14 protein-coding genes are annotated in these 15,022 nt (G+C 67.3%); 1 reads left to right on the plus strand and 13 read right to left on the minus strand.

The window, feature by feature from the left end:
- Positions 1-171 precede the first annotated feature (171 nt).
- Positions 172-513: an RNA polymerase-binding protein RbpA gene (locus PCK14_RS16525; protein ID WP_269939613.1), complete on the plus strand. Its 342-nt coding sequence runs from the start codon at positions 172-174 to the stop codon at positions 511-513.
- A 71-nt stretch (positions 514-584) separates the two neighbouring features.
- Here the strand turns inward: PCK14_RS16525 and PCK14_RS16530 are convergent, their stop codons facing one another.
- The 13 genes from PCK14_RS16530 to PCK14_RS16590 form a co-directional block, all read right to left on the minus strand.
- Entirely contained in the window at positions 585-1,316 is a 732-nt protein-coding gene (locus PCK14_RS16530; protein WP_269939648.1) for a polyprenol monophosphomannose synthase, read from the minus strand.
- Positions 1,317-1,700: 384 nt separating this feature from the next.
- Positions 1,701-3,356 (minus strand): amidohydrolase, encoded by a 1,656-nt coding sequence (locus PCK14_RS16535; protein ID WP_269939614.1) that lies wholly within the window; start codon positions 3,354-3,356, stop codon positions 1,701-1,703.
- Between the two features lie 100 nt (positions 3,357-3,456).
- Positions 3,457-6,354 (minus strand): DEAD/DEAH box helicase, encoded by a 2,898-nt coding sequence (locus tag PCK14_RS16540; protein ID WP_269939615.1) that lies wholly within the window; start codon positions 6,352-6,354, stop codon positions 3,457-3,459.
- Between the two features lie 19 nt (positions 6,355-6,373).
- Positions 6,374-7,216 carry a twin-arginine translocase subunit TatC gene (gene tatC, locus PCK14_RS16545; protein ID WP_269939616.1) on the minus strand — a complete coding sequence of 281 codons (843 nt, stop codon included), beginning with the start codon at positions 7,214-7,216 and terminating at the stop codon, positions 6,374-6,376.
- A 17-nt stretch (positions 7,217-7,233) separates the two neighbouring features.
- Positions 7,234-7,527, minus strand: coding sequence for a Sec-independent protein translocase subunit TatA (gene tatA / locus PCK14_RS16550; protein ID WP_269939617.1), 294 nt, complete (start codon positions 7,525-7,527; stop codon positions 7,234-7,236).
- A gap of 21 nt (positions 7,528-7,548) precedes the next feature.
- Complete coding sequence (locus PCK14_RS16555) at positions 7,549-7,920, minus strand: hypothetical protein (protein WP_269939618.1); 372 nt, start codon at positions 7,918-7,920, stop codon at positions 7,549-7,551.
- A gap of 10 nt (positions 7,921-7,930) precedes the next feature.
- Positions 7,931-10,051, minus strand: coding sequence for a helix-turn-helix transcriptional regulator (locus tag PCK14_RS16560; RefSeq protein ID WP_269939619.1), 2,121 nt, complete (start codon positions 10,049-10,051; stop codon positions 7,931-7,933).
- A gap of 111 nt (positions 10,052-10,162) precedes the next feature.
- Positions 10,163-10,558, minus strand: a complete 396-nt coding sequence (locus tag PCK14_RS16565) for an FKBP-type peptidyl-prolyl cis-trans isomerase (protein WP_269939620.1) — start codon at positions 10,556-10,558, stop codon at positions 10,163-10,165.
- A gap of 18 nt (positions 10,559-10,576) precedes the next feature.
- Positions 10,577-11,566, minus strand: a complete 990-nt coding sequence (locus PCK14_RS16570) for an FKBP-type peptidyl-prolyl cis-trans isomerase (protein WP_269939621.1) — start codon at positions 11,564-11,566, stop codon at positions 10,577-10,579.
- A gap of 144 nt (positions 11,567-11,710) precedes the next feature.
- Complete coding sequence (gene pafA / locus PCK14_RS16575) at positions 11,711-13,084, minus strand: Pup--protein ligase (RefSeq protein WP_269939622.1); 1,374 nt, start codon at positions 13,082-13,084, stop codon at positions 11,711-11,713.
- A gap of 72 nt (positions 13,085-13,156) precedes the next feature.
- On the minus strand, positions 13,157-13,894 hold the full coding sequence (gene prcA / locus PCK14_RS16580) for a proteasome subunit alpha (protein WP_269939623.1): 738 nt from the start codon (positions 13,892-13,894) through the stop codon (positions 13,157-13,159).
- A 1-nt stretch (position 13,895) separates the two neighbouring features.
- On the minus strand, positions 13,896-14,711 hold the full coding sequence (prcB, locus tag PCK14_RS16585) for a proteasome subunit beta (protein ID WP_269939624.1): 816 nt from the start codon (positions 14,709-14,711) through the stop codon (positions 13,896-13,898).
- 5 nt (positions 14,712-14,716) lie between these two features.
- Positions 14,717-14,923 carry a ubiquitin-like protein Pup gene (locus PCK14_RS16590; RefSeq protein WP_269939625.1) on the minus strand — a complete coding sequence of 69 codons (207 nt, stop codon included), beginning with the start codon at positions 14,921-14,923 and terminating at the stop codon, positions 14,717-14,719.
- Positions 14,924-15,022 lie beyond the last annotated feature (99 nt).

A 15,022-nucleotide genomic window follows, 5' to 3' on the forward strand; every position in this document is an offset into this window, starting at 1 on the left:
GCGCCACAGCAGCGCAGGCAGGCAGTGATGCACGCGGCCAAGCACGTATAATGGGTGTTTGGCCGCGTGGCATTGTTGCCCGGCCGCTTTTCAATGCCCACTCCCCCGCAGGAACAACTGCGCCAAGTGGAGCGTTGAATCAATGGACATTAACAAATTGAGGGAGAAGTCATGAGCGATCGCAGCTTGCGTGGCATGCGCCTGGGCGCACAAAGCATGGAGACCGAATCCGGTGTGGAGCCGGCTCCCCGGCAGCGCGTGGAGTACCGCTGCGCCGACGGCGAGCAGGTTTTTGTCATGTTCTCCTCCGAGGCCGAGATCCCTGCCACCTGGACGTCAAAGACCGGCAAGGAAGCCCTGCTGGTCAACGGCGAGGCACCGGACACCTCCAACGACAAGCCTGTCCGCACCCACTGGGACATGCTGCTGGAACGCCGCACCCTGCCGGAGCTGGAAACCATCCTGGCGGACCGCCTGACCATCCTGCGCGAAAAGCGCGGCGAGAAGGTCTAGCCTCCACGGCTCCCAGAACGCAAAAGACGCCCCCGAGGATTCCTCGGGGGCGTCTTTCGTTGGCAGCCAGGCTACTTGTTGCGGCCGGTCAGCTTGTTCCAGCGGGCAGTCAGGCCCCACTTGGTCACGTTGACCATGGCTTCCTGGACAATGTTGCCGCTCATCTTGGAGGCACCAAACTCGCGCTCCACGAAGGTGATGGGAACCTCCACCACCTTCAGGCCCTTCTGGCAGACGCGCCACAGCATGTCCACCTGGAAGCCGTAGCCCACCGATTCGACGGCGGCGAGGTCCAGGGCCTCAAGGGTGGTGCGGCGGAATGCACGGTAGCCGCCGGTGACGTCGCGGATGGGAATGCCCAGGATCACGCGCGAGTACAGGCTGCCGCAGGTGGAGATGAGCTTGCGGTGCAGCGGCCAGTTGACCACCTTGCCGCCTGGAACCCAGCGGGAACCCAAAACCAGGTCCGCGCCCTGGTCAACGGCATCCAGCAGCAGCGGCAACTGCTCGGGCTGGTGGGAACCGTCGGCATCCATTTCCACAAGAACGTCGTAGCCGGCATCCAGGCCCCAGGCGAAACCGGCCAGGTATGCCGCGCCCAGGCCTTCCTTGCCGGCGCGGTGCAGGACATGCACCTGCGGGTCGTTGGCGGCGAACTCGTCGGCCCAGCGGCCGGTGCCGTCGGGGCTGTTGTCATCGGCGACCAAGACATCCGAATGCGGGACGGCGGCCCTGAGCCGGGCGAGCGTCTTGGGCAGCGACTCAATCTCGTTGTAGGTCGGGATGATCGTCAGGACACGCAGCAATTGGTGCCTTTCCGTGGTCTGGAGTGTGTTCTCAAGTATGCGGCGGCCGGCCAGCGGCGCCAATGAACCAGTATATGGGAGGGCACTGCAAAAAAGATAAGTCCACGCGCCTTCGGACCAATCGCGGGACATGCGCAAGCATGGCAGGCAACTGTTTTCTAGTGGCGCGTGGACCTATCTCCCAAGTGCCGGCATACGGTTTCCCGCACCGGCTGGGACCCTCGCCTAAGGAGGTCATCCGCTCCCCTAAAACTAATTGCCGCAGCGGGGGGTGTCAACACGTGGCTGACCTGCAACGATGTGCATCGTTGCAGGTCAGGGGCCCTTTTTGCCTGGTCAATTTGCCCCGGCCAAGATGCGGGCCGTTGCCAAAAACTGGCCTCAGGCGGCTGTTTCCGGCGTGCTGAAATCCTCGCTGGCGTACAGCTCGCGCCCCCTGTGCACGGTCTGCAGGCAGCGGGGGTCGCTGCCGGTGTCCAGTGCCGGGAGCAGGGGTGTGCGGGCGCGTGGGTCGGTGGACCAGGATGTGACGCGATCGTCTGCCACCTGCACCATGAGCTGCTCCACATCCCAGATGGCGAAGCTGGCCGGCGCACCCGGCCCCAGCTGGCCGTGGAAGGGGTTCTCGGACTTCGCCGCGCGCCATCCGGCGCGGGTGTGGCCAATGAAGGCGGCCCGGGCTGAGATGCGCGAGGAAGGTTCGTGGTGGTTCAGTGCCGCACGCACGCTGGCCCAGGGGTTCAGCGGGGTCACGGGCGCGTCCGAGCCGAAGAACAGCGGCACGCCCGCCCCGTAGAAGCGGGCCAGCGGGTTCAGGGTGAGTGCGCGTTCGGCTCCCAGGCGCTGGGCATACATGCCGTCTGCCCCGCCCCACTGGGCGTCAAAGGCCGGCTGGACCGAGACACCCACGGCATATTTGGCCAGGGCAGCCATGGCCGCCTCGTCAACCATCTCCGCGTGCTCCAGGCGGTGGCCTGCGGCACGGATCTTCTCAATGCCCACCTGGCGCGCGGCAATTTCCAGGCCTTGGACCGCAACTTCCATGGCGCCGTCGCCGATCACGTGGAAACCGCCCGTGAGCCCCAGCTCGGAGGTGGCGGCAAAGTGTGCGGCCACCTGGCCGGCGTCGAGGTGGGCCGTGCCGGAGGTGCCCGGCGCGTCGGTGTAGGGGCTGCGGAGCAGGGCCGAGCGTGAGCCCAGTGAGCCGTCAATGTTGATGTCCCCGGCCAGGCCCAGGACATCGACTCCGGCGGCAGACAGCCCGGCCAGCACGGCCCGGGCTTCCCCGGCGCTGGAAACCAGCTGCCCCCAGTAGGGCAGGATTTCAGGCAGCGCCTCGGCCGCATCCACGGCACCGAGCGCTGCCAGGGCGGCCAGGTCCTCGATGGAACCGACATGCGGGGCGCTCATCTCGGCGAGCCCCACGTAGCCGTTCGCGGCGGCGTGGCGCAGCGCGCGCTGCTGGGCGGCCATGCGCCGGGTGGGGTCCAGGTTGCGGGCCGCGTCCCTGGCGGCCGCGTGGGCGGCGCCGCTGAGCAGTCCCGCCCCGTCCCAGCCGGGGAGGGCGGCCAGGCCGCAGCGGGCGGCCAGGGAGCCCGAGACGATGCCCGAGTGGACATCAACACGGGCCAGGTACACCTCGCGGCCGCCGGCGGCCCGGTCCAGCTCCTCGGCCGTGGGCAGTGCGGCGTCCGCCCAGCCGGCGTTGTCCCAGCCGTGGCCCAGCAACACCCCGGCCGGTGTGCCGGCCACGGCGGCCGCCACGAGGTCCAGCACGTCGCGGGCCGAGCGGGCACCGGAGAGGTCCACGGAGTCCAGTGCCAGGCCGGTTTCGGTCACGTGCACATGGGAGTCGACGAAGCCGGGCGCAACCAGTGCGCCACCCAGGTTGACCTCACGCATGCGTGAATCCAGCAGCGACGCGGCGGCGTGCTCCGAACCCACCCAGGCCACGACGTCGCCGTCCACCAGCATGGCGGTGGCGAAGGGGTCGGCGGCGCTGTACACGGAACCGTTGCGGTACATGGTCAATGACATGGAAAAGCTGTCCTCTCAACAAAAACAAATCAACAAGGCGTTGGAACTTGGGGCCCGGGGGCTGCAACCACGGGCGGGCCGGAAAAAATCCCGGCGGCGGCTAATCCACGACGGTGCCGTAGGCCACCACGCCGCGGCGCAGCAGCTCAATGGCCTGCCGGCAGGTGCCGGAGAAACCCTGCGGGAGCGACGGGACCTGGGAAAGCTGCCCCAGCAGGTCAATGACCTGCTTGGTCCAGCGGACAAAGTCACCGGCGGCCAGTTCCGTGCCGTTCAGGGAGTCCTGCAGGCTCCGCCCGCGCGCCCACTTGTACATGGGCCACACCAGGCCCAGCTCGGGCTCGCCGGTCAGCGGCAGCTTGTGCGACTCCTCGGCGTCCTGCAGGGCCGACCACAGCACCACCACGTCCTCCACGGCCTGTTCCAGGCTGACGCTGGGCATGCGCGGGCGCATCCCCTCGGCGTCGCGCTTGGACTGGTACACCAGGGCCGTGGTGAAGGCCGCCAGTTCGGCCGCGTCCAGCCCGTCGAAGGAGCCGTGGCGCAGCACGAGCGCTGTCAGCAGGTCCTTTTCACCGTAGACGCGGCGCAGGCGCTGGCCGTCGTCGCTGGGGCGCAGGTTGCCGCTGGCGTCGGCCACAACAAATCCGTAGCCGGAGAGCAGGTCGATGACACGGTCAAAGGTGCGTGCAATGGTGTTGGTCCGGGACTGGATGGCCCGCACGATCCCGTCGGTCTCCTTGCGCAGCTTCCACCAGCGCTCGGACCAGCGGGCGTGGTCCTCGCGTTCGCTGCAGCCGTGGCAGGGGTGTGCGCGCAGGGTGCGGCGCAGCGCGTCCACCGCCTCGTCGGCGGCCGCGGCTGAACTGTGCCGGTCGAAGGCTGCCGAACGGTTGGGGAGCCGGCCGGAGGTGTCGGCCAGCTTGTCCTGCACGGCTGCCAGCAGGTTGCGCTTGTCCTTGGGCACCTTGGGGTTGAAGCCCTTGGGCACCCTGACCTGGGCCACGGGTTCCAGCGGCGCTGTGAGCTCGTGCATGCTGAGCCGGCGGTATTCGCGGTCCATGCCCAGCACCCCGGGTCGCGGGATGCGGGCGCTGCTGTCCGCCTCAAGCACGACGGCGTACCCCTGGTTGCGCCCGCCGCCCACCATGACCACGTCCCCGGCACGCAGGCTGGAGAGGGATTCGGCAATGGCGTCCCGGCGCTGCTTGGCCTTGCTGCGGGACGCGCCGGATTCGTGGTCGGAGAGTTCCCGGCGCAGTTTCGCGTATTCGCGGAAGTCGCCCATGTGACAGGTCATGGCTTTTTCGTAGCCGGCCAGTGACTCCTCGCGGGAGCGGACCTGGCGGGCCAAGTCCACCACTGAACGGTCGGCCTGGAACTGCGCAAAGGAGGATTCCAGGATTTCCCGGGTCCGGGTGCGGCCAAACTGGGCAACGAGGTTCATGCTCATGTTGTAGGTGGGGCGGAAGCTGGAGTTCAGCGGGTAGGTGCGCTTGGAGGCGAGCCCGCCCACGGCCGCGGGGTCGGTGCCCGGCTGCCACAGGACCACGGCGTGGCCCTCGACGTCGATGCCTCGCCGGCCGGCGCGGCCGGTCAGCTGGGTGTACTCCCCTGCCGTGATGCCCACGTGGGCCTCGCCGTTGTACTTTTCCAGCTTTTCCAGCACCACTGTGCGGGCAGGCATGTTGATGCCCAGGGCCAGGGTCTCGGTCGCAAAGACTGCCCGGACCAGGCCGTCGGCAAAGAGGTCCTCGACAACTTCCTTGAAGCTGGGCAGCATGCCGGCGTGGTGGGCGGCCAGGCCGCGCAGCAGGCCGTCGCGCCAGCCCCAAAAGCCCAGTACGTCGCGGTCGGAGTCGGGCAGCTCGGCGCACGCCTCATCGACGCGGCGGGCGATTTCCTCGCGTTCCTCAGGCGTGGTCAGGGAGAGCCCCGCGGCCGCGCATTGCTGCACGGCGGCGTCGCACGCGGCCCGGGAAAAGATGAAGGTGATGGCGGGCAGCAGCTCCTGTGCCTCCAGTGCGCGGATGACCTGGGGGCGGGAGGCGGCGCGTGCCCAGCCCGCAGGCCCGGCCAGGCTGCTGCTGGAATCGCGGCGTTCACGGCCGCCCTCCTGGTATGGGCTGTTGTGGGGGCCGCGGCCCCTGCCTCCTCCGCCGCCGCGCCCGCGGTTTCCGCCGCGCCCAATGCTGACGGATTCGGTGCGGGCCAGCTTGAGCAGCTCGGGGTTGATCTTTGGCGACTTGCCCGCCTGGCCGGCCGGGCCGCCGTCGTCCGGGGATGCCTCATCGAACGGAACATTGCCGGCGAACAGGTCCACCAGGTCGCGGCGCACCATGACGTGCTGCCACAACGGCACGGGGCGGTGTTCGGAAACCACCACGGCGGTGTCGCCGCGGACGGTGCCCAGCCAGGCGCCGAATTCCTCGGCGTTGGACACAGTGGCACTCAGGGAGATGACGGAGACCTCCGTGGGGAGGTGGATGATGACTTCCTCCCAGACGGCGCCACGGAAACGGTCGGCGAGGTAGTGGACCTCGTCCATGACCACATAGGCCAGTCCGGCAAGGGTGGGGGAATCGGCGTAGAGCATGTTGCGCAGCACCTCCGTGGTCATGACCACCACGGGGGCTTCGGAGTTGATGCTCGTGTCGCCCGTCAGCAGGCCGACGTTGGCGGCGCCATACTTGGCGGCGAGTTCCTGGAACTTTTGGTTGCTGAGGGCCTTGATGGGGGTGGTGTAGAAGGCCTTGTGGCCGCGGTGCAGGGCCAGGTGGACGGCAAATTCGCCCACGATGGTCTTGCCGGCGCCGGTGGGGGCCGCAACCAAAACACCGCGGCCGGCCTGGACGGCACGGCACGCGGTGTTTTGAAAATCGTCCAGCTCAAAGTCCAGGCCCGCCTTGAATTCCCCGAAATCGGTTCCGTGGTCCCGGCCCCGTTCCTTGGCTGCCAGGTAGCGTTCGGAGGGACTTGGCATTTCAGAGCTTGGCATGCCTCCAGCCTACTTCAGGTCAGAGTATCTCCAGGTCCTTGGACGGGGTGGCGACGTCGGCGTTGGCCTCGGACTCCTGGACCTTCTTTGCTTCCTTGCGGTCGCGGCGCTTGTCGTTGAGGATGCAGATGCCAATGGCGCCGAAGTACAGCACCAGCAGCGGGGCAGCCAGGAAGAACATGCTCATGACATCCGAGCCGGGGGCGGCCATGGCGGAGACGATCGTGACACCGAGAATGGTGAAGCGCCACGCCTTCAGGTACGTCTTTCCCCGGACAAGGCCGATGCTGTTGAGAGCAATCAGCAGCACGGGGACCAGGAAGGCCACACCCATGAACAGCATCAACTGCAGGGCAAACTGCAGGTAGTCGATGGCCTTCATGAGGTTGGCGCTCTCGGTGTCCGCCGGCGTGAAGGACGTCAGTGCCTTCACAATGTTGGGCCAGATGGTCCAGCCGGCGAAGATGCCAGCCAGAAACAGCGGCACCGAGGCAAACATGTACGACAGCGTGTAGCGGCGTTCCTTTTTGGTGAGCCCGGGGGTGATGAACGCCCAGAGCTGGTAGATCCACACCGGTGAGGCGATGATCAGGCCAAGGATCAGCGAGATCTGGATCTTCAGGTCAAAGGACGTTGTGACACCCTCAAAGTTCAGGGACGCAACAATGTTGCGGTCATGGCTGATGTCACGCAGTGGCTGCGTGATGGCATACATGAGCGGGTCGTACAGGATCCAGCCAAGGACGACGCCGGGCAGCATGGCCAGGGCACTCTTGAACAGGCGGTTTCGCGCCTCGACCAGGTGTGCCTTCAGCGGCATGCGGCCTTCAGGGTTGGCCTTGCGGCCCTTGGCGTTGGCCACCGGTGCTGCTTCCGTTTCTATGACTGTGCGCCGGTACCGGTTCCGGTACCGTCGCCCGAAGCATTGCCCTGAGTCGGGTTGTTGACGATCTTGCCCTCAAACGGGGCCTCGGGTGCCGGTGACGCGGACGGGGCGGCGGAGGGCTTCTCGTCCTTGCCGTCGTTCTTCATTTCCTTGACCTCGGACTTGATGATCCGCATGGACTGGCCCAGGCTGCGGGCCATGCCGGGCAGCTTCGGTGCTGCGAAGAGCAAGAGAACAACGATGATGATGATGGTGATAGCCCAGGGGCTCTCAAAAAGTCTTCCCACGGTAACGCCTTTCCTTTTGGTTCATCCTACGTCTTGTAATGCTTGAATGTCGCGCAAGGATTGGAGCTGTCCGCGTTCTTTCCTGCGGGCGACGCGCCGTTGGAGGCGGGCGAAACGCCGTTCCTCCTTGGCAGCTAGGTAATCATCCTTCATTTTTTCAGGTGTTGCAAAAACCGCGCTGCCGGGCACTGTTGTTCGGGGTTCTGTGACGTGCTGCACCTTGGCGCGCTCCAAGGCGGCGTCCCAGTAGGCCGTGCGTTCATCGCTGACATCGCCGGCCGTGCGCAGCACCGCGGAGGCGCCGCGCCACACCTTCCAGGCCAAAAAGGCCATGAAGAGCAGGGACAGCGCAATGAGCGCCATCCAGATCAAGATCCACGACCACCAAGGCATGTACGGAAGTCTATCGGCCGTTGCTGGGAACATGCCCCGCGGTTTCGCCCACAGCGTGAGCGGCGCCATAGCTGTCAGCGGCCGCCTCCAGCCATGCCACGGCTGCCGTGCGGACCTCTTCCGGTCCGGCGATGCAGGCGCGCCCGCCGAGCCTGGCCATGAGGGGTGCCAGGGTGGCGGTGTCCCCCACCAGGAACTGCAGCCCCGCCCGCTGGCCGGCACCGGATGCACCACCGGAGGGGGCAAACAGCTGGGCGTTGTAGGCGGGGGCAAGCCGCTGGGCCGTGGTGGGGTCGGCCAGCACTCGCACGGCGGTGTCGTCGCTGCCGGGGTTGTACACGCCGGCGGCAGGTGCCCAGGCGGACCCTGCGGCGGGCAGCTGGTCCTGCGCCCCGGCGTCGGACAGGGACTGGATCCTGTCCACCCGGAAACTGCGCAGCCCCCCGGCCCGGCGGCACCAGGCACGCAGGTACCAGGCGGCATCCACCGAGAAGAGCCGGCGTGGCTCCACGGTCCGCTCCCCCACCTCGTCGCGCGAGAGGACAAGGTAGGAGATGTGGCATGCGCGCCCGTTCTGGATGGCTTCCTGCAGGGCCGTGATGGTTTTCATTTCCGGCCCGGACACCAGGTGGAGGCCGACGGCGTCACTGAGCCAGGCGTCCCCGCCCGCCACAGCGGACAGCTGGGCCGTCGCGTGCGCGAGCGGCTCCGATTGGCCACTGCCGGCAACCCCGGCCAGGGCGGCCAGGCCCACCAGCACCGTGCAGGCCTCCTCGCGGCTCAGGCGCAGCGGGCTGGCGAGGGTTTCGGCGTCCCTGATGAACACCTGGCCGGCCTCCGTGGTGACGTCCATGAGGTCGCCGTGGAAGTAGCCGGGCAGGCCCGTGACGTTGAGGGTGTCGCGGTCCCGTGCCCACTCTGCGGCGGTGATGCCGAACTCCGCCAGGACCTCGGCCTCCTCCACCCCGGGATTGGCCACGAGGTAGGGCACCATGGACAGCAGCCGCACGAGCCGCTCCCGCGTGTCCTTCCGCCGGGCCGGGCGGGCGGGCAGCGGCTTGTCCCACGCTGCGCCGCCACCAGGGGACGGGGCGGCTGCGGCGGCATCTGCGGCGCTGCGCAGGCGTGCGGCCACGGCGGCGCGGAGTGCGGCAGGGGCCAGGATCTGGGCCTGCGCACCCAGGGAGGCGGCGTCGTCGGCCATGAGTTCAGCCTCGCGGTAGGCAACGCGCAGGACATCCCAGCCCTCCGGGCACTGCACGCCGCGCGGCCAGTTGGAGGCTTCGCGGTCTTCCCCGGACAGTTGCACCGTGCCGGTGCGGGCGCGCAGCTCGTGGGCTGAACCAGCGGGAACGGCGATGTCGGCGGTGAGGGGCTCGCCCGTGCCGAGCCGGTCCAGGACGGAGGAAATATGGAAATCCGCGGGGCGCACAAATTTGACGCGTGCGTTGACCTCAACATCCGAGGTGATGCGGGACAGCCGGAAGATGCGCTCCTGGCCCTTGTCCACATCCAACCCGGCGAGGTACCACTGGCCGTACTTGTTCCCGAGCCCCCAGGGCTGGACGGTGCGGCGGGTGTCTTCCGGTGACTGTGAACCGCGGTAGCCAAACGATGCGGTGTGGTGGTTGCGCAGCGCGTTCCAGAGCGGCTCGAAGGCGGGTTCGGCGGTGCGAATGCGTGACTGGGAGGTGGTGTCGTCCTCATACCAGCCCGTTCCGGAGCGGGTGGCGATCTTGCGCAGGGCCGACTGCGCGGCCTCGCCCAGGGCGGCCTCCGCCCACAGGTTGGCGGCAACAGCCACCAGGGACATGGCGGATTCATCCAGGCGCACGGCGGGGACGCGGTAGTCGGCCGGCTTGATGCGGTAGAGGGCCTGGTCCTCTTCACTGCCGGCCGGGTTCGCCAGGATGCTGATGGGAATCCCCAGCTCCTGGAGTGTTTCCTTGTCGCGTTCAAACATGCGGTTGAACGACTGTGCGGCCTTGTCCTCCTCCGCGGCGGTGGCGCCCTCGCCCATGTATCCGTTGATGTTGCTGCGGATGTAGCTCTTGCTGTGGCCGCGGCGGGTGCCCAGGAGGGCAATCACCAGGTTCAGCAGTCGTTCGGTGGAATCGATTTTTGTGGGCACAAGGCCTAGCGTACTAGCCGTCCGCGCAAGTTTTGGCCCGGTACGCAAGCGACCCGCTGCAGGGCTTGAGATCTCAAGTCCTGCCGCGGGTCGCTTGGGTGGAACAGGTGGTTAGCGCACTGCCACGAGGTCAACCACGAAGATCAGCGCTTCGTTGGGGCCGATGGCTCCACCGGCGCCGCGCGAGCCGTAGGCCAGCTCGGAGGGGATTTCCAGGCGGCGGCGGCCGCCGACCTTCATGCCCAGCAGGCCCTGGTCCCAGCCCTGGATGACCTGGCCAATGCCGGCCTTGAAGTCCAGCGGGGTGCCGCGGCCCCAGGAGGAGTCGAATTCCTCGCCGGTGGAGAAGGCGACGCCCACGTAGTGGGTTGAGACGGTGCTGCCGCGCACCACTTCGGTGCCGGTGCCCTCGATGAGGTCCTCGATCACGAGTTCGGTGGGGACGCCGTGGTCCGGGAATTCAATTTCCGGCTTGGTGCGGTCAAAGTTGCGTGCTCCGAAAGACATGGTGCTCCTTAGTTACGGTTACTTCTTCGATTCAATCTTAACAACAAACACGAGCGTTCCGGCGGGATTGCCCTTTGCGGCGGCGTCCGCACCGTAGGCCAGGTCCGCGGGGATGGTCAGCAGGACGGTGGAGCCCACCTTCTGGCCGGCCAGGCCCATGGTCCAGCCCTGGATGACCTGCTGCAGGCTGAAGCTTGCTGCCTCGCCGCGGTCGTAGGCGGAGTCGAACTGCTTGCTGTCTGACCAGGTCCAGCCCGTGTAGAGGGCGGAGATGCTGTCGGTGGCGGCGACGACGTCGCCGGTGCCTTCGGTCAAGACCTGCACGGCGAGGTCAGCCGGGGCGTCGACCTTGGGGATGGTGATGCTGGGGATGCCCTTGTCGTTGAACTTGGCGGTGGGCAGCTTGCCTTCCTTGGCCAGCTTGGCAACGTCATCGGCGCTCATGAGCTTGGGGGCAGGCGGGGCGTCCTTGGCCGTCATGACCTGGAAGACGCTCATGCTGGCCGGGGTGGCAGCCTGTGAGGGGGCGGCGGTGGATCCCTCAACGGCAGCGGTGCCGGGGGTGCCGTAGGCGATGAAGGCACCCACCTTGGCCTTGGCGAAGGTGGTGTAAACCAGCGGGAACTGCTGCTTGAACGCGTCATTGAGCACAATGGTGCCGCCGGCATCCTTGGTGAAGTTCTCGCCCACGGTTGCGCCGGTTTCGGTGTTCAGGGCGATTTCGCGGAACTCCACGACCTGGCCCTCCTTGACCTGTGCGCCGTCGCCCGGGGTCACCAGGGCCATGGATTCGGCCTTGATGGCCAGCGGCTTGTCAAAGGTGACCTTCGGGGCCTTGCCCTTGCCCTGGTCCTCAACCTTGACCGAGGCCAGCGCCTCGGCGTTCGACGGCGGGACCGAGACGGATGCACCGGGGGTGGCGTCCGGGGCGGCGGGGTCGGAGGACCCTTGTGAACAGGCTGTCACGAGGAGCAGCAGTGGAAGAAGCAGTGCAAGAAGTCGGCGCACAAGGACACTTTCGGTGGCTGGGTTTTTCGGACTGAACATGGGCGCGGCAACCTGCGCGAATGCGCATGGGGCGTCGGGCCTTGAACAGCCTAGCGTCTGAAGCTGGACAAACGCTGCAATGTTTCACCGTGCCGGATGCGCGCGCTACCAGCCGGCGCGCAGCGATTCGATGAGTTCATCCACCCGGGGGTCGGAGTTGCTGAAGGGGTCCTTGCACAGGATGGTCTGGTGCGAGCGGTCGTTGAGTTTCAGGTGCACCCAGTCCACCGTGTAGTCGCGCCCGGAATCCCGGGCCGCGCTGACAAAGCGCCCGCGCAGGGCTGCCCGGGTGGTGGCCGGGGCATTGTCGACGGCGGCGGCCACCTCCGCGGCGGTTGTCACCCGGGCCGCGGCCCCGCGCCGCTCAAGCATGTTGAACAGGCCCCTTTCCACGGAGATGTCGTGGTAGCGCAGGTCCAGCTGCGCCACCTCGGGCGAACCCCAGGACAGCTCGTGGCGGTTGGCGTAGGCGCCAATGAGCTTGGCCTTGATGGCCCAGTCAATTTCGGCGTCGATGCCGGAGTGGTCGCCCGATTCCACGGCGTCCAGCGTGCGTTCCCACAGGTCCAGGATTTGCGGCACGAGTTCGTGGTGCGCGCCGTTGGCGGCGACGAAGGCAGTGACCTTTGCCAGGTAGTGGCGCTGGATCTCGATGGCCGTCATGGTGCGCCCGTCGGCCATTTTCAGCGGGTGCCGGCCGGTGATGTCGTGGGAAATTTCGCGGATGCTGCGGATGGGGTTCTCCAGGCGCATGTCCCCCATGATGGTGCCGGCCTCGACCATGCGCAGGATCAAGTCCACGCTGCCCACCTTGAGCATGGTGGTGGTCTCGGACATGTTGGAATCGCCCACGATCACATGCAGGCGCCGGTACAGCTCGGCGTCGGCGTGGGGTTCATCCCGGGTGTTGATGATGGGCCGGGAGCGGGTGGTGGCGGAGGAGACGCCCTCCCAGATGTGGTCGGCGCGCTGGGAGAAGGCGTACTTGCCGCCCTGTTGTGCCGGCAGGACCTTGCCGGCGCCGGAGATGAGCTGGCGGGTGACAAGGAAGGGGATGAGGATGTCGGCCAGCCGGTTGAACTCGCCCTTGCGCGTGATGAGGTAGTTTTCGTGGCTGCCGTAGGAGTTGCCGGCAGAGTCCACATTGTTCTTGAACAGGAAGATCTTCCCGGCGTAGCCCTCCAGCTCCAGCCGGGCCTGGGCCTCGTGCACCAGGTCGTTCAGGATGGCCTCCCCCGCCCGGTCGTGGGCAATGAGCTGGGCGATGCCGTCGCATTCGGCCGTGGCATATTCGGGGTGCGAGCCCACGTCCAGGTACAGCCGTGAGCCGTTGGGCAAGAAGACATTGGAGGAACGGCCCCAGCTGACCACCTTGCGGAACAGGTAGCGGGCAACTTCCTCCGGTGAGAGGGGCCGGGAGCCGGGTGCCGAGTACGTCACGCCAAACTCTGTTTCAATGCCAAATATCCGCCGGTCCACCCGTTGTATCCCCTTGCTCGAAAAATGCGTGTTGCCCAGCGAAAGCTGGATTGGTCCTGCCCTGTTGTGTTGCTAGCCCGCGGCAGCGGCCAAAAGGCCCGCCACCTCGGCGTCCTCAAGGCGCCGGAAGGCGCGGTGTGAGCCGCGGATGCGGGAGGCGCTGCGGTCCAGCACGGCCACCTCTAGGTTCTCCGCGTCGAGGGCCGTGGCCGTCCCCGGCGAGGACGCAGCAGCCTCCGCCCGCGGCGCTTCCAGTGCACCGACCGCCCAGTGAAGTGCCGTGGCCAGGCCGGCACCGGGGGCCCAGGAGCCCGCCAGCGACGCCTGGACCAGCTCGGCCCGCCCGCCCATGGCCAGGTAGCCGCGTTCGTCGGAGATGGAGCCGTCAAAGTTGAGCCGGAAGATGTGGTCGCCGTCCTGCCCGTCGCCCACCTCGGCAACGGCCAGTTCCACCTCGAAGGGCTTTTGTTCGGCCGTGAAGACGCCGCCCAGGCTCTGGGCGTAGACGCTGGCCAGGCCGCGGGCCGTGACGTCCACCCGGTCGTAGGAGTAGCCGCGCACATCGGCGTAGCGCACCCCTGCCTGGCGCAGGCTTTCAAACTCGTTGTACTTGCCCACCGCGGCGAAGGCGATGCGGTCGTAGATTTCCCCGATCTTGTGCAGGGTCGGGGAGGGGTTCTCGGCCACGAGCGCCATGCCGCCGCCGTAGCTGAGCACCACCACCGACTTGCCGCGGGCAATGCCCTTGCGCGCAAAGTCTGCCCGGTCCTTCATGACTTGTTCGGGCGATACATAGAACTGCTGCGCCATGCTAGGCCTCCCTGTGCTCTGCGGTGCGGCGTGCCACGATGGCCTCCACCACGGAGGCGAGCTCGGCCTGCCCAACCCGGGCGGCGCCGTCGTCCGTGACCACGTAGACAACGGGCCAGAGCTGGCGGACCAGGTCCGGACCGCCCGTCGCGGAGTCGTCGTCGGCCGCGTCAAAGAGCGCCTCGACCCCCACCGAGACCGCCGCGGCGCGGTCCATCCCGGGCTGCCACAGCTTCTTCAGCGCGCCCCGGGCGAACACCGAGCCGGAGCCGACGCTGTGGTGTTCGCGTTCCTCGTACCGCCCGCCGGTGACGTCGTAGGAAAACAGGCGCCCCGTGGACTGCCCCGCCTCGACCCCGGCAAACAGGGGCACCACGGACAGGCCCTGGAGTGCGAGCGGAAGGTTGGCGCGCACCATGGCGCCGAGCCGGTTGGCCTTTCCCTCCAGGCTCAGCAGCGTGCCCTCAATTTTTTCGTAGTGCTCCAACTCCACCTGGAACAGGCGCACCATGTCGATGGCGATTCCGGCTGTGCCGGCAATTCCGAGAACGGAGAAGCGGTCTGCCGGGAACACCTTTTCAATGCGCCGGCTGGCGATCATGGTGCCCATCGTGGCGCGCCGGTCCCCCGCCATGAGCACGCCGCCGGCAAAGGTCAGCGCAACAATCGTGGTGCCGTGCGGGGCCTCGGGGGCCGCACCTGCCGGAAGCGGCCGGCCAAAGGGCAGCAGCCCGGGATGGTGCGCGGTGACGTGGTCAAGGAACGACGGCGTGCCGGATCCTTCCAGCGCCGGGAACCCGCGGCCTGTGCCGTCCATGGCTGCTACTGTCCGCCCTTTTGCACGAAACCGCGCACAAACTCCTCGGCGTTGGCTTCCAGGACGCCGTCAATCTCGTCCAGGAGGTCATCGACCCCTGAGGTCGCAGCCTGGGCGGCTGCCGAATCCGCGCCGGGGGCCGGCAGCGGGAGGTCCTCGACGTGTTCCTCGTCGGTGCGGGAGGAGACGTTCTTTTGTTCCTGTGATGCCATGGTGCGTCCTTTTCAAAGGTCCCTGTGGGCACCTGCTTCGGTGCTTGGCTTCAATACTGCCACGCCATGCCCCGGTTTGTGCCAAGGCCGGGCAGGCAA

The organism is Arthrobacter sp. HY1533 (assembly GCF_027568515.1).
In the GTDB taxonomy this organism is placed as follows: Bacteria; Actinomycetota; Actinomycetes; order Actinomycetales; family Micrococcaceae; genus Specibacter.

Excerpts from the sequence above, each read along its gene's own strand:
- PCK14_RS16565 (WP_269939620.1), bottom strand. The coding sequence starts at position 10,558 with ATGTCTTTCGGAGCACGCAACTTTGACCGCACCAAGCCGGAAATTGAA.
- prcA (WP_269939623.1), bottom strand. The coding sequence starts at position 13,894 with ATGGCGCAGCAGTTCTATGTATCGCCCGAACAAGTCATGAAGGACCGG.
- PCK14_RS16535 (WP_269939614.1), bottom strand. The coding sequence starts at position 3,356 with ATGTCATTGACCATGTACCGCAACGGTTCCGTGTACAGCGCCGCCGAC.
- PCK14_RS16540 (WP_269939615.1), bottom strand. The coding sequence starts at position 6,354 with ATGCCAAGCTCTGAAATGCCAAGTCCCTCCGAACGCTACCTGGCAGCC.
- PCK14_RS16590 (WP_269939625.1), bottom strand. The coding sequence starts at position 14,923 with ATGGCATCACAGGAACAAAAGAACGTCTCCTCCCGCACCGACGAGGAA.
- PCK14_RS16555 (WP_269939618.1), bottom strand. The coding sequence starts at position 7,920 with ATGCCTTGGTGGTCGTGGATCTTGATCTGGATGGCGCTCATTGCGCTG.
- PCK14_RS16525 (WP_269939613.1), top strand. The coding sequence starts at position 172 with ATGAGCGATCGCAGCTTGCGTGGCATGCGCCTGGGCGCACAAAGCATG.
- prcB (WP_269939624.1), bottom strand. The coding sequence starts at position 14,711 with ATGGACGGCACAGGCCGCGGGTTCCCGGCGCTGGAAGGATCCGGCACG.